The sequence below is a fragment of the Novosphingobium sp. genome, from assembly GCF_039595395.1.
Classification (GTDB): Bacteria; Pseudomonadota; Alphaproteobacteria; order Sphingomonadales; family Sphingomonadaceae; genus Novosphingobium.
Map to the genome: position 1 here is coordinate 1,681,796 of NZ_JBCNLP010000001.1, position 19,193 is coordinate 1,700,988.

15 protein-coding genes are annotated in these 19,193 nt (G+C 62.8%); 7 read left to right on the plus strand and 8 right to left on the minus strand.

Annotated features, from left to right (window positions below; translation table 11 throughout):
- Positions 1 to 6: 6 nt before the first annotated feature.
- The 3 genes from ABDW49_RS07890 to ABDW49_RS07900 form a co-directional block, all read right to left on the minus strand.
- Positions 7 to 1,335: an MFS transporter gene (locus ABDW49_RS07890; RefSeq protein WP_003101374.1), complete on the minus strand. Its 1,329-nt coding sequence runs from the start codon at positions 1,333 to 1,335 to the stop codon at positions 7 to 9.
- A 135-nt stretch (positions 1,336 to 1,470) separates the two neighbouring features.
- The gene (locus tag ABDW49_RS07895; protein ID WP_003101373.1) at positions 1,471 to 2,790 is read right to left on the minus strand and encodes an FAD-binding oxidoreductase; all 1,320 of its coding nucleotides are present in this window, start codon (positions 2,788 to 2,790) and stop codon (positions 1,471 to 1,473) included.
- A gap of 112 nt (positions 2,791 to 2,902) precedes the next feature.
- A complete protein-coding gene (locus ABDW49_RS07900; protein ID WP_343610992.1) occupies positions 2,903 to 3,610 on the minus strand; it encodes a GntR family transcriptional regulator in 708 nt (235 codons plus the stop codon).
- Positions 3,611 to 3,818: 208 nt separating this feature from the next.
- Between ABDW49_RS07900 and ABDW49_RS07905 the strand changes: the two genes are divergently transcribed.
- Positions 3,819 to 4,772, plus strand: a complete 954-nt coding sequence (locus ABDW49_RS07905) for a DMT family transporter (protein WP_343610994.1) — start codon at positions 3,819 to 3,821, stop codon at positions 4,770 to 4,772.
- Positions 4,773 to 5,059: 287 nt separating this feature from the next.
- Here the strand turns inward: ABDW49_RS07905 and ABDW49_RS07910 are convergent, their stop codons facing one another.
- Positions 5,060 to 6,574, minus strand: coding sequence for a diguanylate cyclase (locus tag ABDW49_RS07910; RefSeq protein WP_343610995.1), 1,515 nt, complete (start codon positions 6,572 to 6,574; stop codon positions 5,060 to 5,062).
- Positions 6,575 to 6,774: 200 nt separating this feature from the next.
- Positions 6,775 to 7,548, minus strand: a complete 774-nt coding sequence (locus ABDW49_RS07915; RefSeq protein WP_343610998.1) for an SDR family oxidoreductase — start codon at positions 7,546 to 7,548, stop codon at positions 6,775 to 6,777.
- Between the two features lie 100 nt (positions 7,549 to 7,648).
- Here ABDW49_RS07915 and ABDW49_RS07920 point away from each other — a divergent pair, with 100 nt between their 5' ends.
- The 3 genes from ABDW49_RS07920 (at position 7,649) to ABDW49_RS07930 (ending at position 11,773) form a co-directional block, all read left to right on the plus strand.
- The gene (locus tag ABDW49_RS07920; RefSeq protein WP_343610999.1) at positions 7,649 to 8,548 is read left to right on the plus strand and encodes a LysR family transcriptional regulator; all 900 of its coding nucleotides are present in this window, start codon (positions 7,649 to 7,651) and stop codon (positions 8,546 to 8,548) included.
- Between the two features lie 206 nt (positions 8,549 to 8,754).
- On the plus strand, positions 8,755 to 9,960 hold the full coding sequence (locus tag ABDW49_RS07925; protein ID WP_343611000.1) for a GGDEF domain-containing protein: 1,206 nt from the start codon (positions 8,755 to 8,757) through the stop codon (positions 9,958 to 9,960).
- Positions 9,961 to 10,237: 277 nt separating this feature from the next.
- The gene (locus tag ABDW49_RS07930) at positions 10,238 to 11,773 is read left to right on the plus strand and encodes a glycosyltransferase family 39 protein (protein ID WP_343611001.1); all 1,536 of its coding nucleotides are present in this window, start codon (positions 10,238 to 10,240) and stop codon (positions 11,771 to 11,773) included.
- Between the two features lie 100 nt (positions 11,774 to 11,873).
- On the opposite strand, the gene ABDW49_RS07935 is transcribed toward ABDW49_RS07930, so the two are convergent.
- Positions 11,874 to 12,614, minus strand: a complete 741-nt coding sequence (locus tag ABDW49_RS07935) for a UTRA domain-containing protein (RefSeq protein ID WP_343611002.1) — start codon at positions 12,612 to 12,614, stop codon at positions 11,874 to 11,876.
- Positions 12,615 to 12,693: 79 nt separating this feature from the next.
- On the opposite strand from ABDW49_RS07935, the gene ABDW49_RS07940 reads away from it, so the two are divergent.
- Genes ABDW49_RS07940 through ABDW49_RS07950 form a run of 3 tightly spaced genes read left to right on the plus strand, consistent with a single transcriptional unit; the run spans position 12,694 to position 15,779 of the window.
- The gene (locus ABDW49_RS07940; protein ID WP_343611003.1) at positions 12,694 to 13,845 is read left to right on the plus strand and encodes a DSD1 family PLP-dependent enzyme; all 1,152 of its coding nucleotides are present in this window, start codon (positions 12,694 to 12,696) and stop codon (positions 13,843 to 13,845) included.
- 13 nt (positions 13,846 to 13,858) lie between these two features.
- Entirely contained in the window at positions 13,859 to 14,779 is a 921-nt protein-coding gene (locus tag ABDW49_RS07945) for an ornithine cyclodeaminase family protein (RefSeq protein WP_343611004.1), read from the plus strand.
- Positions 14,780 to 14,798: 19 nt separating this feature from the next.
- Positions 14,799 to 15,779, plus strand: a complete 981-nt coding sequence (locus tag ABDW49_RS07950) for a threonine/serine dehydratase (protein WP_343611005.1) — start codon at positions 14,799 to 14,801, stop codon at positions 15,777 to 15,779.
- Positions 15,780 to 16,167: 388 nt separating this feature from the next.
- Here the strand turns inward: ABDW49_RS07950 and ABDW49_RS07955 are convergent, their stop codons facing one another.
- Complete coding sequence (locus tag ABDW49_RS07955) at positions 16,168 to 16,848, minus strand: Fe2+-dependent dioxygenase (RefSeq protein WP_343611006.1); 681 nt, start codon at positions 16,846 to 16,848, stop codon at positions 16,168 to 16,170.
- Positions 16,849 to 16,858: 10 nt separating this feature from the next.
- Positions 16,859 to 19,057 (minus strand): TonB-dependent siderophore receptor, encoded by a 2,199-nt coding sequence (locus ABDW49_RS07960; RefSeq protein WP_343611007.1) that lies wholly within the window; start codon positions 19,055 to 19,057, stop codon positions 16,859 to 16,861.
- Positions 19,058 to 19,193: the final 136 nt, after the last annotated feature.

Sequence of the window (19,193 nt, forward strand, 5' to 3'; positions counted from 1 at the left end):
GGTGGTTCAGGTGAGCGAAGCCGCCTGCTGCAGGTTCAGCGAACGGGTTTCCGGCGCCAGGGCCCAGGTCACGAGCAGCCCGAGCAGGGTCACCAGCGCGGCGGCGTACATGGTCTGGGCGGTACCCAGGGTTTCCAGGGAAAGCGGCACCAGGTAGGTGCCCACCGCGGCGCCCACGCGCGATAACGAGGTGCCGACGCCGACCGCGAAGGCGCGGATCTCGGTGGGGAACAGTTCGTTCGGGTAGACCAGTTGCAGCACCTGGGCGCCGCCGATGAACAGCGCGTAGGCACCGAACAGGCCGAGGATGGTCGCCTCCGAGCCGGCGTGGAAGACGCCCAGCCCGAGCAGCGCCAGGCCGGACCAGAGGAAGCTGTGCAGCAGCATGCAGCGCCGGCCGATGCGGTTGATCAGGCGGGTGGCGATGATGCAGCCGATGACGAACAGCAGGGTGATCGCCACCGAACCGTAGGAGGCCCAGTCGCCCTTCAGGTTCAGCGCCAGCAGCACCTTGGGCGCGAAGGCGTAGACGGCGAACACGGGGATCACCGAGCAGGTCCAGAACAGGGTGACGAAGAGCATGCGCTTGCCGTAGCCGGCGTAGAGCAGGTGCCAGATGGTGACCTTCCGTTCCAGCGCCTGTTCGGGCAGGTTCTCCAGCGAGAAGGCTTCGCCGTAGACCTGGCGGATGACCCGTTCTGCGTCCGCGTCGCGGCCCTTGCTCAGCAGCCAGCGCGGCGACTCGGGGGTGCCGATGCGTAGCAGGAACAGCACGGCGCCGATCGCCGCGGTGCTGGCCAGTACCAGGCGCCAGGCGTCCTCGCCGCCGCTGCGCAGGATCAGGTCGCCGACCAGGTAGGCGAAGGCGGCGCCGGCGAACCAGAGGATGGTCAGGGTGGCCAGGCGCGGTCCGCGATACTTCTTCGGCAGGAACTCCACCAGCAAGGCGGTGGCGACCGGGTACTCGATGCCCACCGCCACGCCGATCAGGAAGCGCAGGACGAACAGCGCCGCCGCCGAGTCGACCCCGTACTGCGCCAGGGAAGCGAGGACGAACAGGCTGGGGCCGACGAAGAACAGCCTGCGGCGGCCCAGGCGGTCGGTCAGCCAGCCGCCGAGGAAACCGCCGAAGAAGATGCCGACCAGCGCCGAGGCGGCGATCATGCCCTGCCAGAAACTGCTCAGTTGCAATGCCGCGGTCATCTGCAGCATCGCCACGCCGATGATGCTCAGCACGTAGCCGTCGACGAAGGAGCCGCCGCCGGAGCGCAGGGTCAACAGCCGGTGGAAGGCGTTGAGGGGTACGTCTTCGATCGAGGTCGTAGGATTTGTCATTATTGTCTCCTGGTTCTAACCGCTGCCGGTGAATTCGGGCCGAGCGAATCCGCGAGGCTGGAACGCTCTCCAGCTCCGGTTTTAAAGGGGGGTTTGAATGGAGGGGGGGGGGGGGGGGCCCGTTATTAGGGATGCCTAGCTTTCTCTACCTGCTCGATACTGCCCCCACCTCAGGTTGAGGTTCACGCCAAGGGAAAGGAGTGGTTCGGGTGGATTGCCGCTGGGACCGGGCGCGCGCAGCAGGAAGTCGATCAGCTCGTTGCGTTCGCCCGCCAGCCAGTCGGCCAGCAGCTTCCCGGTGACGGTCCCGCGGGTTACCCCCAGGCCGTTGCAGCACAGGGCGCCATAGACGTTGGGCGCCAGCTCGCCGAAGTGCCCCATGTGGTTCCTCGACAGCGCCAGCGAGCCGCCCCAGGTGTAGTCGAAGCCGACTTCCGGGAGCATCGGGAAGCGCTGGCGGAACGAGGCGCGATGGCGTACGGCGAAGCGCTCAAGGTATTTCCCGGCGCTGCGTCCGTCAGGGTTGAAACTGAAGCTGTTGCGGATCAGCAGGCGGTTGTCCGGGGTACGCCTCACCGTGGTGCCGTAAGGGTCGGCCGGGATCAGGCCCCAGTAGGGGCGCCCGCCGAGGCGGGCCTGCTCCTCGGCATCGAGCGGCCGGGTCAGGCTGGCGTAGGTGAAGATCGGCAGCATCCGCCCCTGGAGGAAGCCGAAGCTCATGCCGAAGGCGTTGTTGGCGAGGACCAGGCGGTCGGCCAGGATGCTGCCGTGGGGATGGCTCAGCAGGGTCCTGTCGCCATATTCCACGGCGGTGATCGGTGTGTGTTCGTAGAGGCTGACGTTGCCCGGCAGGCTGTCGGCCAGGCCCTTGACCAGGGCCGAGGGCTGCACCAGCAGGGTACCGGGGGTGAACAGGGCCTTGCGATAGAAAGCGGTGCCGATGTGTCCCGGGAGGTCGTCCGCCTCGATCACCTCGTAGGCCTGGCCGAGCCGGTCGAGGCCGCGCCGGTAGGCGTCGAGCACAGCCACGCCGCGCGCCTCGACGGCCGCCTGGTACTTGCCGCAGGCCTTCATCTGGCAGTCGATGGCATGGCGCTGCACCTGTTCGCGGAGCAGCGACTGGCCGGCGAGATTGAGCTTCAGGCCGATCCGGGCGGTCGCTATGTCGCCGATGTAGTCGTCTGCGCCGATGTCGTGGGGCAGGTCGATGGCGAAGCCGGCGTTGCGCCCGGCGGTACCGAAGCCGACTTCCTGGGCCTCGACCAGGACGATCTCCTCGTCGGGAAAATGCAGCGCCAGCTGGCGCGCGGCGGCGAGGCCGGTGAAGCCGGCGCCGACCACCACCCAACGGGCGGCGCTCCTGCCGTAGTGGGCCGGCTTCGGCCGCCGCGGCGGGCTGAGGTGATACCAGCCGCAGGAACGGTCGTCGGCCGGAAGGTGGGTTACTTTCGTCATCGCAGGGACAGGCACTCTTGTGACTGGAACCCGCGTAACGACCCCCTCGGGTGCCACGGCCTCCGAGTTTCGGGGCGGGACCAGTTGAGGCGCGGAGTGGGGCGCCGACCGATCAGGTCAGTTGGATGTCCAGCCCTTCAGGCGCCGCGTACTCGGCCATGCGCCGGCGCGACAGCTCGAAATGCGCGCGGACGATGTCCGCCGCCGCATCCGGATCGCGCCGCTGGATGGCATCGACGATCTGGTCGTGCTGGTCGCAGGCGAGTTCCAGGTCGCGTTGCATGTCGTCGGTGGTCGGATGGCGGTAGAAGATTTTGCCCAGCCGCGCATGGTCGATCAGCAAGCGGCGCAGGCTCGGCATGAGGTAGTCGTTGTGGGCCATCCTGCCGATCTCCAGGTGGAAGGCGTCGTTGTGGATGACGCGGTTTTCCACATGCCTCTCTTCGATGGCCTTGCGGAAATCTTCCTGGATCGCCTTGAGCGTCTCGATCTCCGCTTCGCTGGCATGGGTGGCCGCCAGTTGCGTGGTGGCGATGTAGATCAGCGGCGCGGCGAGAAAGAAGGCGTGCAGCGAGTCGTGGCTCATGGCCGCGACGCGCGGCGCACGGTTGGCTTCCAGTTCGATGTAGCCCTCGGCGGCGATCTGCCGCAGCAGTTCGCGCACCGGCGGGCGCGAGAGGCCGAACTCGTCGCACAGGGCGAGTTCGTCGACGACCGCGCCGGGCGCCAGTTCCATGCTCAGGATCCGCCGGCGCAAGCTGTCGTTCAGGACAGTCTTGCGGTCCAAAGGTTGGTCAAGGGACGCGTCAGCTTCGATCATGTCTGGCGCTTTCATAACTGCCTCTCCGCTGCTCGTGAAGAGCTGCTTTTCCATGCCGCCGCTTTGGAGCGGCTGTGACTGCGACCTGAGTCGAAATACAAACTGTAGACACAACATAGACTGAAAGAAGGCATTCCGTCTATAGGGCTTGCAACGCATTTTGATTCGCCCGGAACCAAGGGTTTCGCGGGGCGCGCCGGAGAGAAGAATGTCAGCGAAAAACATCCCTTTGGGCTTGGCCTTCGGCATGGCGGCGGGGGCTTTCTGGGGCCTGGTCTTCGTCGTGCCCGATGTCGCGAATCACTTTGGGCCGCTGCAATTGTCGGCGGGGCGCTATCTGGCTTACGGGGTGTTCGCGCTGGCGTTGCTGGCGCCGCATTGGCGCCGGATCGCTCCCGCGTTGGGGCGCGCGGAATGGATTGCGCTGGCCTGGCTGAGCCTGCTGGGCAACATCCTCTATTACGTGCTGCTGGCCAGTGCGGTGCAATTGGGTGGCGTGGCCATGACCTCTCTGGTGATCGGCTTTCTGCCGGTGACCGTCACCATCATCGGCAGCCGCAGCAAGGGTGCGGTGCCGCTGCCCAAGTTGATGCCTTCGTTGGTGCTGAGCATGGCGGGGATTGCCTGCATCGCGTGGGAATCTTTGGGGCGGGCCGGCAGCGCCTCATTCCTCACGCAGGTGAGCGGCTTTGCCTGCGCGGTGGGCGCGTTGATCTCATGGACGGGTTTCGCGGTGGGCAACAGCCGCTGGCTCGCACGGCTGGATGGCTTTTCCGGCCATGACTGGAGCCTGTTGATCGGGGTGATGACCGGCGCTCAAGCTCTGTTGCTGATCCCGCCCGCGCTGCTTCTGGAGGGCGTGTCCCAGGGGCGGCATGAGTGGCTGACCTTCGCTGGCTTGTGCACTGGCATTGCGCTGTTCTCCTCCATTATCGGCAATGGGTTGTGGAACCGAATGTCGCGGCTTCTGCCCTTGACGATGGTGGGGCAGATGATCCTGTTCGAAACACTTTTTGCCCTGCTGTACGGTTTCCTGTGGGAGCAGCGCTGGCCGACGATGTTTGAAGGATTGGCGATCATGCTGGTGGCGGCCTCGGTGCTGTCGTGCCTTGCCGCGCATCGGCCGAGGGAAGGAAGCGAGCATCTGCTGGCAGATCACTGAGCGCCAGAGCGGCACGTTCACCGCATTTACGTGAAGCGACCTGGATTGCCTGGAGGATCTTCTCGATCTCCGCCGCTCAGCTTTCATGCAGGATCTCTGAGCCCGTCGCAGCGGCACACATCGGATGGATACAAGCGACGCGGCTCTTGGATTTGTGAACATTTACAAAAGGCGTCCGTCGTTTCCGTCATGAGGTCGTTCGATTGGAACTCCGGTGACAGAGGTGAACAAACGGCTGCTGTTGACGTTCAGTCCGAAGGCCATGACGGTCGGTTTTGTCAGCGAACTCAGATGAGCCTGATCTGTTGTGTGTTTCGCCCCGCGTGCTTGGCTGCATAAAGGGCGTCGTCCGCCGCCTTGAGGAGCGTATCGGGATCAACCTGTTCGACATGCTCGGCATGGCCAACGCCGACGCTGATCGTCACGCGGCCTTTCGGGCTTGGAGAAGGCAGATTGAGGGCATGGACCGTCTGGCCAAGCAATTCCGCAAATTGCATGGCCTGTTCGGGGCTGGCGGAGGGAAGGATGGCGACAAACTCCTCACCGCCATATCTGGCAACAAGATCCGAGGCGCGCGTGGCGCAGCTGCCCAGGGCGTCGGCGACGGCGCGAAGGCAGCGATCACCCTCGGCATGGCCAAGCCCGTCGTTGAGCATCTTGAAGTGATCGATGTCGAGCATCAGCACGGCCAGCGCCGTCCTCGACCGCCAGGCGCGCGACCACTCGATCCGGAACCTGTTGTCAAAGCATCGGCGGTTCGGCAGGGCGGTCAACGTATCGATCTGGGCAAGCTGTTCGAGGCGATCCCTCTCCTCAAGATTGCGCATATGGGTGAGCACATTGCGGAAGCCCGATCCCAGTGTCGCCATGGCCACGCCCGCAATGGCCCAGGCGGGATTGGCCCGGAAAACGATCGCCGACACGGTGAGCAACATGGCCGGAAGCATCAGCGGACTTGCAGCCAGCACAAACCGCTCCTGCCGAACGGACAGGCTATAATTCAGCCGGAAGCCGAGGTTCGCATGCGCTGCTTTTGCCATGAGAAAGAGGAAGGGCACGTCGATCAGCAGATCCGTCAGGCCGCCATAGGGCGTATCATGCTGCGCATGATTCATATATCCGGCAGCCAGAAAGTAGAGCAGCGCGTAAACGGCCAGAGCCCCAAAAAACTCTCGTTCCTGCCGATCACGGCTTGAGGCGAAGCGGATGGCGGCAAAGAGGACAATCAGCAGATTTTCGGCATCGAAGCCCGCCAGAATATTGAGCACGTCGCTGGAGTTTGACGCGCCGGTGCTGGAAAAGGTGAAGCTGTGAATGAAGAACAGCGCGCCCAGAGCAAGGGCCAGAGCCGCATCGACAACCCTTACCGACAGGGCTTCCGCAGCCGGGCTGGCGACGATGAAAAGGATCGGTACGCCATAGAGTACGGCGAGCAGAACGCTGATGCTCGGTCCCGGCTCCGGATTTGGCAGGCCGACCAGTTCAAGGATGTTGATCGATAGTCCGGCAGACCAGAAGATCAGGGCCAGAGCCAGAGCGCACCACCCTTGCGCATAGCCTTCCCGCCTTCGCAAAAAGCAGGCGAGCGCGGCCAGGAGGGGGGCTGTGACCTGAAAGCTGATTGAGATGACGTCGGCGCGGCGCGGAAACAATATGATCCCGAGCACATGGGCCAGGAGAAAAAGGCCGGCAACCGTTGGAATGGCCAGGGGATGGGCACCTGGCAGTTTGTGCGCGGTGGCCTGGCCGATGGCAGGCTCCCCCTGGGCCGAAAGATGCGCGTAGAGATTGGTGTTCGCCATGGCACCTCCCGATTCCGGAGGATCATTTTTAGCGCGAGTTGGTGTATATATTGATAAATGTGGCTGGGGTGCGGACTGTATCTTTTGGGTGTGACCGGAAGCGAGGGCCGATCGCCCCCGCTACGCTTTCCTCTATGCGCAGCGGGGGCATCTTCACAACCGCACAGCGGCTGGCATCATCGGCCCGGTCACTTGCCCGATCACTTGGTGGTGTAGCCGCCATTGACCAGGATGGTCTGCCCGGTCATCCACCAGCCATCGGTGACCAGAAAGCGGATCCAGGGCACGATGTCCGCAATATCGGTGAGCCCGGTCTTGCTGAAGGGCGAGAGCGCCGCCGCGCTCTTGTGATAGGCCACCGCATCGGCGCCCTCGGCGGGATAGAAGAAAGGCGTGTCCATCGGGCCGGGGCCGATCGCGGTCACCGAGATGCCGCGCTCGCCAAACTCCTTGGAGGCTGCGCGCGTGTAATGCTCCACCGGAGCCTTGGTCCCGGCATAAGAGGCGTAATAGGGCGTGTAGGCCCCCAGCAGCGAGGTCACCAGCGTGCAGACCTTGCCATGGTCATTGAGGTGCTTGCCCGCTTCCTTGAGGAAGAAGAAGGCCGATTTGGAATTGACCGCGCTCATCGCGTCGAACTCTTGCTCGGTGATCTCCACCATCGGCTTTTTCAGAACCTTGCCCACCGTGTTGACCGCGATATCGATGCCGCCCATCGCCGCCTTGGCCTGCTCGAACAGCGTTTCCATGGCCGATGCCGTGGTCAGATCGGCCTGAAAGGCGAAGCCTTTGGCGCCCGCCGCCGCGATGGCGGCCAGCGTCTCATCGGCTTCGGCACGGGCGGCGTCGCTGTTGTAGTGGACGGCCACGGCGCGCGCGCCCTGCCGCGCAAGGTCGGTGGCCAGCAAGCCGCCCAGATTTTTCGCGCCGCCGGCGATAAGCACGGCTTTGCCGGTGATGGAATGGTCAGTCATGATCGGGTCTCCAATTGAGACTCCGCACTTTCTCTGTTCACGCAAGCTGGATAAATAATGCGTACATGAGTTCACATGTCGGATAATCCAAACAATCGCCATGGACAGGATTGACCTCTTTCGCATCTTCTGCCGCGTGGTGGATTGCGCCAGCTTCACCCGTGCGGCCGACCAGCTCGGCCTGCCGCGTTCCTCAGTCTCGCTGGCGGTGCGGGATCTGGAGGCGCGGCTTGGCACGAGGCTGCTGCATCGCACGACGCGCAAGATCGCGCCCACACAGGATGGCCTGCTGTTTTATGAGCGCAGCCTCACCGTCATCGCGCAGGTGGAAGATGCCGAAGGCCTGTTCCGGCAGGATGATCAGGCCCTGACGGGGCGCGTGCATGTCGATATGCCGGGGCGGATCGGTCGCCTGATCGTCGCCCCGGCCTTGCCCGAATTTCTGGATCTGCATCCCGGTGTCGATATCATTCTGGGCGTGAGTGATCGTGCCGCCAATCTGATCGAGGATGCGCTTGATTGCGTGCTGCGGGTGGGGCCGTTGGTGGATTCCTCGCTGGTAGCGCGTCCTGTCGGGCAGATTGGCTTTATCAATGTCGCCAGCCCCGTCTATCTGGCGCGCCATGGCGTGCCGCAGACCCCTGCCGATCTGGACGGCTATCACATGGTGCTCTTTGCCTCACCGACCACGGGGCGTGTCGAACCCTTCGAATGGCTGGAAGGCGGAAAATTGCGCAGTCGGCGGGTGAGGGGGCGGGTGACGGTCAACAGCGCGGAGGCCGCCATTGCTGCCTGCGTGGCGGGGCTGGGCCTGCTCCAGATCCCGGCCTATGATGTGAGGGCCGAGTTGGCGGCTGGTACTTTGACTGAAGTGCTGCCAGCCTATCCGGCCGAACCGATGCCCGCACATTTGCTGTTTCCCCGCCGCCGTGATCGGCCCCGCAGAGTGCTGGCTTTTGCCGATTGGCTGGAAGGGCTTTTGTCAAAGAGTCTTTGGTGAGGCTATTGGCTGCCTAAAAATTGAATGAATAGGGCGAGATAAGGCATCTCGGCGTTTCCGGGCCAGAGTGGCCGGGTAAAAGTGGCTGGCTGCTCACCAATCTGATGGTGTAAACGAATTGTTAACGGGGTGCTCCTAGCCCTGAAATCCCCTCATTCTCCGGAAACAGCCGCCGTAAAAGGCTCTGGAACCATCTGGTTGCTCCCATGCCGATAAGCTTGCTCGATTGGTCTGTTCCGATCGCTATCCTGTTGTGCGGGGCAGGATTTATCGCTGCCGATGTGATGGGTTTCGGGACCGCGCTATGGGGTTATTCGCTGTGCAGCCTGGGCATCGGTTTTGCCATGATGCTGTTTCAGAGCCCTGAAATCTGGCCGATCAAGCAGATCATTGAGGATAATTGCATTTTGCTTGGCGTCATCCTCGCTTGCAGGGCACTCAATGGCCGCAAGGGGATTGAAAATTTCCTGCCGCTGGAAATCGCCGCGGTGATGGCGGCTTCGGTGATGATCGTCACATCGCTGTTGCTGTTCAAAAGCGTCCGACTTGAGACGTTCTTCGTTCAGACATGCTGCAATGTCATTCTCTGGCGCACGACGATCGCCTATCTGCAATCGATCAGGTCGACTGCCGATCGCATCCTGGCCGGCACCTTCCTGTTCCTTTCCATGGCGATGACCTTCCAGTGCATCCTCTATCTTTCAGTGCCCGATACGGGCGCGGTCGTGGGTGCGTGGCGCTCCTCAGTGTGGGGGAACCTCGTCCAATATACCGGGCTGCTCGGCAGCATCATTCTTGCCTTTGCGGTGATGATCTCCACCAGTTCGGATTTCATCGAGAAATATCGCAAGCACGCGCATATCGATCCCTTGACGAATGTCCTGAACCGGCGGGGCATGGAAGCGTTGCTCGCTTCCCCCGCGGGCAGGCGCCTGATATCGGGCTCAACCGCGATCGTGCTGGCTGATATCGATCACTTCAAAGGTATCAACGATCGCTTTGGGCATGCCTTCGGGGATATCGTCATCGCCCGGTTTGGCGCGCTTCTGAAGAGCCAGTCTGGTGCCGGAGCGCGCGTGATCCGGCTTGGCGGCGAGGAGTTTGCGGTGCTTCTGAGCGATGTCACGCTGGAGGCTGGCCTCTCGGCCGCCGAGGCAATGCGGCGGGCATTCCAGAGCCAAGATTGGCCGTGGGAAGCACAGGAAAGCCAGTTCTCAGCGAGTTTCGGTGTGACACTCATGAAGGAAGGCGAAGAGATCTCCGTCTCGATGGCCCGTGCCGACAGCCTCCTCTATCTGGCAAAACGCGAGGGCAGAAATTGCGTCGTCGGGAGACAGAACTTTGCGAGGGACACGGTGTTCGATCTCAGTCAGAGAGGTAGTTCGCTCGGGCAACTGACACCCTATGAATGATTTTCCGCAAGGAAAGTCAGTAGAATTCTGAATGAACAAATGGCAGTTCTCAGTGAGCTGGCCTTGGGCTTGGGACGTCCGCTTTGTCAGCCGGCGCAGACGCAGCATGAGATCGGGCAGGGCGGTGGTTGTCGATCATGTCCTGTTGCTTCTGGCTAAATTTAAGGCCCAAGCGGAGGCTAGGCTTGGAGCCGTTTGCTTTCGGCATATTGCCGTGTATTATCATTGCAACACAGCTTCCCAGATATCGTTCATGGAAAGAGGGATAGAGCCGGCCATGAAGCATGAGGCAACCGAAGCTCCGATCGTAACGGCTCGCATAGCGCTGAGCCTTGTGGTTATCGTTACCCTGTTCCATGCCGCGATGGGTGCGCGCTACGATCTGTTTCGCGACGAACTCTATTTCATTGTCTGTGGGCAACATCCCGCTTTCGGCTATGCCGACCAGCCGCCGCTTGTTCCGTTGATTGCCGCTGCCTTCTACAAGCTCGGGCTGGGGGCTTTTGGCGTGCGTCTGCCGGTCGCGTTCGCGGCGGGCGGAATGGCACTTCTGGCTCTGCGGTTTTCCCAAACATTGGGGGCAAGCCGTCTGGGCATTGTTCTTGCCACGCTGGCCATCTGCATCGCCCCCATGCTGCTGGGGCTGAGCGCGGTTCTGAGCACGACGTCCTTCGATCCACTCGCGTGGACAGCGATCGCCTGGTGTCTGGTGTGCGCCATCCGGCAGGGCAAGGATCGCTTTCTGATCGCGGCGGGGCTGGTAGCTGGGTTTGATCTTCAGGTGAAATATGCCGTCCCTTTCTGGGCGGCGGGTCTGACCATCGGCCTGCTGGCGACCCCGCAGCGGCGCGTGCTGTTGCGTCCGGCGCTGTGGCTAGGGCTGGTTCTGGCCGGGATGATCGCTGCCCCCTCCTTCCTGTGGCAGATGGCGCATGGCTTGCCCTTCCTTGAACTGATGCATGCGGCCAAGGAGAAGAATGCCGATACGCCTCTGGGCTCTTTCCTGCTCAACCAGATATTCGTGATGAACCCGCTGCTGGCGCCAGTCTGGATCGCCGGGCTGCTCGGGCCTTTCCTCATGCCGAAATTCAAAGATCTGCGCTTCTTGCCGATCGCCTGCATGGTGGTCTTCATTCTCACCCGGCTGGGCCATGGCAAGGATTACTATCTGGCGGCATGCTATCCCACATTGTTCGTGCTGGGCGGTTGTACCATCGCGCATTGGGTGCAGACCCCGAAGCAGCACAGTGTGGCGGTGATCGGCGCGGGCATGGCAGCGGTGGTGTCACTGCTGCTTTCGCCCATTGCGTTGCCGGTGCTGCCGCCACCCTTGCTGGTTGCCTATGTCACGCGGCTAGGCATCGCACCCCAGCAGCAGGAGCGCAGCTTCCGGGGCACGGTCCTGCCGCAGGTGTTCGCCGATCAGTTAGGCTGGCATGATTTTTCTGTGCAGGTCATGGCGGCATGGCATCGCATCCCCGCCAGCCAGCGCGGACAGACCGGGATCAAGGTCGACAATTACGGCGAAGCCGCCTCGCTCGACCTCTACGCCGGGCCGCAGGGCTTGCCGCCGGTGCTGAGCGGGCATAATCAATATTTCCTCTGGGGTTTGCGCGGGCAGAATCCCATCGATTTGCTGGTCGTGCAAAATCATGTCGAGCGGCTGCGCCCCTATTGCCGCGACACTCAGATTCTGGGTGAGACCTATTCGCCTTACGCCATGGCCTCGGAAAACGGGAAGGTGATCGCCTTGTGCCGGGGGCTGCGCACCCCGCTGGGCACCTTGTGGCCTGAGGTCAAGAATTACAGCTGAGGCGAGGCTGGTGTTGTCTGGAACGCCTGTTGCAGCGGGCTGAATGAGCGACCGGTTTCTGGTTGGGGCTATGCGGATCAGAGCGACAGCCTTGTTAGCCTCAATGGTCCTGAACCAAACCGACCATGCTTCGGATGCGACCATCCATGCGCGCCCGATCACCTGGGCGGAGCATGCTTGCGACGGTAACGACGCCTTCGGAGCACCATGTTTTGCGGGATACCTTGAGGCAAGGGATGTCACTGTCCATCTGGAGCAAAGTTCTTTCCTCGCGTGATCCCATCACAGCACACACGCTTTCACTTCCCTCGCGATGCGGGCGCACCAGCATCAGGCGTGAGAACAGCGTCTGCGCCGACAGATCGATGGCCATGGCGTCGGGCAAGAAGGCAGGTGCAATGAGCCGGTCCTCCAATTCAAGAGGCTTGCCGTCTTCGTAATGCAGGATTTGCGCGTGGAAGATCGGCTGCCCCGCCGCCATGGCAAAGGCCTCGGCTTCCACGGGCGTGGCCGGACGTAAGTCGCGCCGAAGGACTTCCGCGCGATGGCGTCCTCCGCGCGCCACAATCTCCTCGATGATGTCCAGATGGCCATATTCCGCGACATAGGCCCCCGGTTCGGCGACATAGGTTCCCGAGCCGCTGCGGCGAACCAGAAAGCCCCGTGTTGTCAGGTCGCGCAGGGCGTGATGCACCGTCATGCGGCTGACCCCGAAACTGGCGGTCAACGCGCTCTCAGAGGGGATGCGTTCACCCGCCTGCCATTCGCCTGAGGTGATTCGGGCGATGACATGATCGGCGATACGGGCCCGCATGCCCTTGGCTGGCGTGTCTTGCGTCATGATCCTGTTTTAGCGCCGATTGGAGTGAGTGGACAGCTTTATCAAAGCTGTATATACAGGTTGTGAAAAGGAGCCATCCATGTCGCCTTCACTCCCATCGAATGCAATGCGTCTCGCAGGCCGCCCAACGCCCGATCTGATCCTCGACGAGGCACGGATGCGGCGCAACATTGCCCGGTTGCGCCAGCGCCTTGCGCCCTTTGGCGTGGTGCTGCGGCCGCATATCAAGACCGCCAAGTCGATCGATGTCGCCCGGCAGTTGCTGACCGACGGCCATGGCCCGGCCACCGTGTCGACGCTGCGGGAAGCCGAGGCGCTGTTCGAGACCGGCGTGACCGATATTCTCTATGCCGTGGGCATCGCGCCGCATCGGCTTGAGCGGGTGCAGGCGCTCAGGGCGCGCGGCTGCGATCTGGCGATTATTCTGGATTCGGTCGAACAGGCCCAGGCGGTGGCCGCAGCGTCGGGGGCCGCCGCGATCCCCGTCCTGCTTGAGATCGACTGCGATGGCCACCGCTCGGGCCTGAAACCGGACGATGAGCAACTCGCGACGATCGGTCGTATTCTTGAAGAGGGCGGCGCCAGTCTGCGCGGCGTGATGACTCATGCGGGTGAAAGCTACAGCGCGCGTAGCATCGCCGAATTGGAAGCCTTTGCCGAGCAGGAGCGGCTTGCGGTGGTGACAGCGGCGCAGCATCTGCGCGCAGCGGGTTTGCCGTGCCCGGTGATCAGCGTCGGATCGACACCCACGGCCCATTTCGCCCGCAACCTCGATGGCGTGACTGAAGTGCGCGCCGGTGTTTTCACCTTCTTCGATTTGGTGATGGCGGGGATCGGCGTCTGCACCCTCGATGATCTTGCGCTTTCGGTGTTGACGACGGTGATCGGGCATCAGGCTGACAAGGGCTGGGTGCTGTGCGATGCGGGATGGATGGCGCTGTCGCGCGATCGGGGCACGCAGGGGCAGGCGGTCGATCAGGGCTATGGCGTTGTCTGCGATGCCGATGGCCGCCCCTATGACAATCTGATCGTTGAAGCGGCCAATCAGGAGCATGGCATCATTGCCTTGCGCCCAGGCAGCGTGGAACCTCTGCCCGATCTGCCGGTCGGGACCGTGCTGCGCATCCTGCCCAACCATGCCTGCGCGACGGGGGCACAGTTCGACGCTTACACCGTTCTGCCCGCTGACGGTGGCCCGCTGGCCGTATGGCCGCGATTTCGCGGTTGGTAGGGAGGCACAGCCCATGAAGTTCATATCCGAAGAGCAATCCGCCGCATTGATCAGCCATGATCTGGCTTTTCTGGCCGCGCGGGAGGCCCTGATCGCCGCAGTAACCCAAGAAGCCACGGTCTTCCCCGCCGTGGCAGCGCATGGATCGGATCCGCAGAACCGCTTTTCGATCAAGTCCGGCGCCACGGCGGATGTGGCTGGGCTGAAGGTCGGCTCCTACTGGCCGGGCAACAGCCAGGCTGGCCTGCCACGCCACAATTCCACGATTATGCTGTTCGACCAGACGGTGGGGCGGATCGCCTGGGTGATCGAGGCAGGGCAGGTCAATGCCTATCGTACCGCCGCCGCCGATGCCGTGGCGGCCGATGCTCTGGCGCGGGCCGATGCCAGCACGCTGACGGTGTTCGGGGCGGGGCATCAGGCTTTGTATGAATGCCTGGCTGTGGCCCGTGTCCGCCCCATCCGGCGGGTTCTTGTGGTGGCGCGCGATACGGTCAAGGCCGAGGCCTTCGCGGTCAAGCTGCGGACGCACGGCCTGACCGCAGAGGTCGCCGGGGCGCGGGAGGCTTGCGCGCAGGCCGATATCATCGTGACCGCCACGCCGTCGCGTGCACCCTTGTTCGAAGCCGATTGGGTGCGCCCCGGCACACATGTCGCCAGCATGGGGTCGGATGCGGTGGGCAAGCAGGAATTGCCGCCTGCCTTGTTCGAGCGCGCATCCCTGTTTTGCGATCTGCCCGCGCAGGCGGTGAGATTGGGTGAGTTCCAGCATGCTGCCGGCGCCAAGGCCCGCATCACCGCCCTTGGCGAGGTGCTCTCCGGCCAGAAGGCTGGGCGGACGCATGAAGATCAGATCACCGTCTTCGACAGCTCGGGCATCGCCCTGCAGGACCTATACATTGCGCGGCATTTGATCGCCGCATTCGAAGCATGATTGCACAGGACATCAGACTATGACCGATCTCGCCATTACCGCAGCCGACGTCCGCGATGCCGCCGCGCAGATTCGCGGAGTTGCCGTTCGCACACCGCTGCTGGAATTCATGCCGCTCAGCGAGAGGGTGGGGCATCGCGTGCTGGTGAAGTTCGAGGGCGCTCAGCACACCGGGGCGTTCAAATTTCGAGGGGCTTACAACCGGCTGTCGCGCCTTTCGTCCCAAGAGCGGGCAGCCGGGGTGGTTGCCTGGTCTTCCGGCAATCACGCGCAGGGCGTGGCGGCAGCGGCGCGCCTGCTGGGCATTCAGGCGACGATCGTGATGCCCGCCGATGCCCCGGCGGTCAAACTCGCCAACACGCGGGCCTTGGGGGCGCAGATCATCACCTACGATCGCCATACGCAATCGCGTGAGGAGATCGCGACAGCATTGGCGGATGAACGCGGCGCGGTTCTGGTGCCCTCTTTCGATGACCCCTTCGTCATCGCCGGACAGGGCACGATCGGACTGGAAATCCTGGAACAGGCAAGCGAGATCGGTGCCACCATCGGGCGGGTTCTGGCATGTTGCGGCGGCGGCGGGTTGGTCGGCGGGATCGCTACGGCGATCAAGGACACCGCCCCTCACATCGACATCTATAGCGTCGAGCCCGAAGCTTTTGACGATACTGCCCGCTCTCTGGCGAGCGGGCGCAGGGAGGCAGTGCTGCCCGGCGCCCATTCCATCTGCGACGCTCTGCTGGCCCCCAGTCCCGGATCTTTGACCTTTCCGATCAACAAGGCGCTTTTGTCGGGAGGTCTTGTGGTCAGTGACGATCAGGTTCGTGCGGCCATGCGCTTTGCGTTCCAGTCGATGAAGCTGGTGGTCGAACCCGGCGGCGCGGCGGCTCTGGCTGCGGCATTGGCAGGATTGGCGCCTCGGGGAGACGGGGCCACGGTGGTCGTTGTCTCGGGGGCGAATGTTGACCCCGATCTCTTTGCCAGCATCATTGCGGGGTAATTGACATACGGCCTGATCGCCTTTGGCCATGTGAAGCAGTGTCGGCTTTCAAGGCAGCGTGATGTGGCTGATCCTGGGGCCTGACCGGCGCCCAATAGAGGTGCCGGTCCGGCGGTCATAACTTCATGCCGGGACGCTGTTGAAACGGCGGGTCAACTCAGCCACGCGTTGTCCGAGATGGGCATCCATGGATGCCTCATTGCGTTTGCAGAGAGGTCAGGGGTAATCAGAAATTCAATGACGGCAATGTTATCGGATCTGGTCAGGCGGCTTTTTGCAGATCGAGCTCTTGGAGTCCTCAAACGGCTGCCGCTTCCCATAAATGGAGGGCAACCTAGGGCAGGCTGGCCTGAGGCCTTCAATGGCTGGATTGTCAGCGGCACTCACCCTAAAGTTCGGCCCAGCGGCGCAGCAAATTGTGATAAAGATTGGTGAAACGCAGCCGGCTCGCCTGAAGGCCGGGCCCGTCAGGCAATTGCTGAATGGCAAGGTCCAGATCGAAGAGCTGGTCACGCTCCTCTTGCCCGCGCACCATGCTCTGCACCCAGGTGAAGGCGGCCAAACGTTCCCCGCGCGTCACCGGCGTGACGTGATGGATGCTGCTGGCCGGATAGAGAACGGCATGACCGGCGGGCAGTTTGATCGTCCGCTCGCCCAGATGGTCCGCGATCACCAGTTCGCCGCCGTCATAATCCTGTGGATCGCTGAGCGCGAGGGTCAGTGACAGGTCGGTGCGGATATGGCGCCTAGTGCCATCGATTTGCCGGATCGCGCCATCGATATGCGGGCCGTAATGGCCTCCACCGGTGTAGCGGTTGAACAAGGGCGGCAGGATGGCATGGGGCAGGGCGGCGGACAGGAACATCGGATGACGCTCCAGCCTGGCCGTGATCACTGCGCCCAGCTCCACCGCCACCGGATCCTGCCAATGGAGCTGGGTGTTGTGCTTCACCCCCATCGACAGGTGCCCGGCGGTGCCGCGCCCATCCACCCACGCCGCCCCGGCAAGCGCCACGCGTGCTTGCGCGACCTCTTGGACGGTCAGGACATCGGGGATGAGCAGCGGCATGGGCGTCGTCCTACCCGGTGAAGGCCAGCGTGAACAGAGCCGTGCGTCCTTCGCCGGGGATGACGTGGAAGCCGTGCAACTGGTCGTAGTAATATTTGTCGGTCAGGTTCTTCACATTGACCTGGAAACGGATGTGATCGCTCAACTGATATTTGGCCATGGCATCGAAGGTGGTGTAGCCCGGAATGCTGGTCCATGGCGTGGTGGTCGGTGAGGCAAAGCGTCGCGACTGATAGTTCATGCCCCCGCCGATCTGCAGGCGATGGGTCAACTGATAGCTGCTCCATAACGCCAGACTGTCACGCGGCACGTTGAACAGCGGCGATCCCACTGCCGGGCCGCCCGTCACCGAGCGGACCGTCTTGCCGATCAGATGGGTGTAGCTGGCGTTGAACTGCCATGCTTTGGTGATGTTGCCGGCAATCTCGATCTCGCCGCCATCGACGCGCTGATCCCCCGCCAGAATGTTGGCCGCCGCATTGGTGGGATCAGGAACGCGGGCATTGGTCTTGTCCTCGCGAAAGACCGCCGTCTGGAGCTGCAGGGCATTGGCCAGCAGGTTCCATTTCGTGCCCAGTTCGAAGGTCTCGTTTTCCTCCGGCTTCAGGCCGATGTTGCCGGTGTTGAGCGAACGCACCGCCGTGATCTGTGAAAGCGCCTCGGCCGAGGGGTTGAACGAGGTCGAATAGTCGAAATAGACCGTGCCATTGGGCACCGGCTTGTAGACGAGGCTGCCGCGCCAGCTTGGCTTGCTGTCCACCTCATGCACATTCTGGCTGGTGGTGGGCTGGCCCAGCGTGGCGGCCACGTTCGAGTAATATTGCGCCACGTAATGGGAATCGAAGCGATCCCAGCGCACCCCGCCCGACACCTGCCAGTGGCTGCCCAGCTTGATGGTGTCGATCAGATAGGCGCCCAGGGTGAAGGCTGTGGTCGATACCGAAACGCGCGGGAATTCGGTGCCGGTGAAGGCCTGGCTCTCATTGGGCGAGAGCAGCGAGGCGGCGGGCATGTTGATCCCATTGTCATAGGTCGGCTTGGAGCTTTCCGGCCCGATTTCCCAGCCTGCCGCCAGATTGTGCTCGATGCCGCCGGTTTTGAAACGGGCCAGCAGGTCCATCTGGTTCTGCAGCATGGTTTCCCGGCTGTGGCCGCCCTGCAAGGCGCGCGTGACCTGGATGTTGGCGAGAGGCGTCGCCGCGGTCACGCCGGTGGTGATCGTCTGGGGCTCGGTATCGCGCCACCTGCGTTCATAGGAGGCGTAGCGGATCTGATCACGCAGGGTGACATTGGCGGAAAAGTCATGTTCGTATTTGGCGGTTAGCACATCGGCCCATGTCTTCAGGAAATCGCTGCCAAAGCCATAGTAATTGCTGCGCGCCACCGGGGCCGGACTGCCCAGCAGATAGGGCAGGCCGTAATCGGGGACGTCATCCTCGCTTTGATGCAGATAGCTGAGTGTCAGGCGGTTGGCGGTGCCAAGCCCGAAAGCGATGCTGGGCGCCACGCCGAAGCGGCGGTACTGCACCTGATCCCGACCCGTTACCTCCTGTGAATGGCCCATCACATTCAGGCGAAAGGCCGTGCCTTCGCCCAGTGCCTTGACCGGCGCGTCGAGATCGACGGTGCCGCGCAGCATGCTGTCGGTGCCGCCCGTGCCCTCGGCCTTGAGGAAGCCCTTCAGCGTCGGCGCCTTGCTGACCTGATTGACCACGCCACCGGTCGATCCGCGCCCGAACAGGATGGAGGAAGGGCCCTGCAACACCTCGACCTCCTCCAGGTCGAAGGGATCACGGGTGTAGCTGCCGAAATCGCGCATGCCGTCCAGATACATGTCGTTGCGGGCATTGAAGCCGCGCAGCGTCAGGTTGGTGCCCTGCCAGCTCGATTCGCCTGCTCCCATGGCGATGCCCGATGAATTGCGGAACACATCGGACAGGCTGGTGGCGGCGCGATCCTCGATCTCTTGCCGTCCGGTGATGGCGATCATCTGCGGGGTGTCGATCACCGGTTGGGTCAGCTTGGCCAGCGCGGGCTCATCCACCTTGTAGCCGGTTGTGGGCTGTCCCTTGACGAGGATCCGGTCGGGGGTATCGGCTGGCGCATCCTGTGCCAGAGCGGGCATTGCTTCGCAGGCGAAGAGCGCGGCGGCAATCGAACCGGCAACAAAGGGCAAGGGCGTGGAGCGGGGGGAGAATGCGGCGCTCATGCAATGAATTCCTCATGTGTCGTTCTTGTTTTTGCTGAACCGATTTTATGACTGTGTGTTTGTCTTGATTGTTCTTTTGTGATCCTTGGGGCGCAGCAATAAAAACCGCCACCAACCATGGTTCTTGTGAACCGGA

What these genes read in the sequence shown, in the direction of transcription:
- ABDW49_RS07890 (WP_003101374.1), bottom strand. Translation starts at nt 1,335, where the DNA reads ATGACAAATCCTACGACCTCGATCGAAGACGTACCCCTCAACGCCTTC.
- ABDW49_RS07895 (WP_003101373.1), bottom strand. Translation starts at nt 2,790, where the DNA reads ATGACGAAAGTAACCCACCTTCCGGCCGACGACCGTTCCTGCGGCTGG.
- ABDW49_RS07900 (WP_343610992.1), bottom strand. Translation starts at nt 3,610, where the DNA reads ATGATCGAAGCTGACGCGTCCCTTGACCAACCTTTGGACCGCAAGACT.
- ABDW49_RS07905 (WP_343610994.1), top strand. Translation starts at nt 3,819, where the DNA reads ATGTCAGCGAAAAACATCCCTTTGGGCTTGGCCTTCGGCATGGCGGCG.
- ABDW49_RS07910 (WP_343610995.1), bottom strand. Translation starts at nt 6,574, where the DNA reads ATGGCGAACACCAATCTCTACGCGCATCTTTCGGCCCAGGGGGAGCCT.
- ABDW49_RS07915 (WP_343610998.1), bottom strand. Translation starts at nt 7,548, where the DNA reads ATGACTGACCATTCCATCACCGGCAAAGCCGTGCTTATCGCCGGCGGC.
- ABDW49_RS07920 (WP_343610999.1), top strand. Translation starts at nt 7,649, where the DNA reads ATGGACAGGATTGACCTCTTTCGCATCTTCTGCCGCGTGGTGGATTGC.
- ABDW49_RS07925 (WP_343611000.1), top strand. Translation starts at nt 8,755, where the DNA reads ATGCCGATAAGCTTGCTCGATTGGTCTGTTCCGATCGCTATCCTGTTG.
- ABDW49_RS07930 (WP_343611001.1), top strand. Translation starts at nt 10,238, where the DNA reads ATGAAGCATGAGGCAACCGAAGCTCCGATCGTAACGGCTCGCATAGCG.
- ABDW49_RS07935 (WP_343611002.1), bottom strand. Translation starts at nt 12,614, where the DNA reads ATGACGCAAGACACGCCAGCCAAGGGCATGCGGGCCCGTATCGCCGAT.
- ABDW49_RS07940 (WP_343611003.1), top strand. Translation starts at nt 12,694, where the DNA reads ATGTCGCCTTCACTCCCATCGAATGCAATGCGTCTCGCAGGCCGCCCA.
- ABDW49_RS07945 (WP_343611004.1), top strand. Translation starts at nt 13,859, where the DNA reads ATGAAGTTCATATCCGAAGAGCAATCCGCCGCATTGATCAGCCATGAT.
- ABDW49_RS07950 (WP_343611005.1), top strand. Translation starts at nt 14,799, where the DNA reads ATGACCGATCTCGCCATTACCGCAGCCGACGTCCGCGATGCCGCCGCG.
- ABDW49_RS07955 (WP_343611006.1), bottom strand. Translation starts at nt 16,848, where the DNA reads ATGCCGCTGCTCATCCCCGATGTCCTGACCGTCCAAGAGGTCGCGCAA.
- ABDW49_RS07960 (WP_343611007.1), bottom strand. Translation starts at nt 19,057, where the DNA reads ATGAGCGCCGCATTCTCCCCCCGCTCCACGCCCTTGCCCTTTGTTGCC.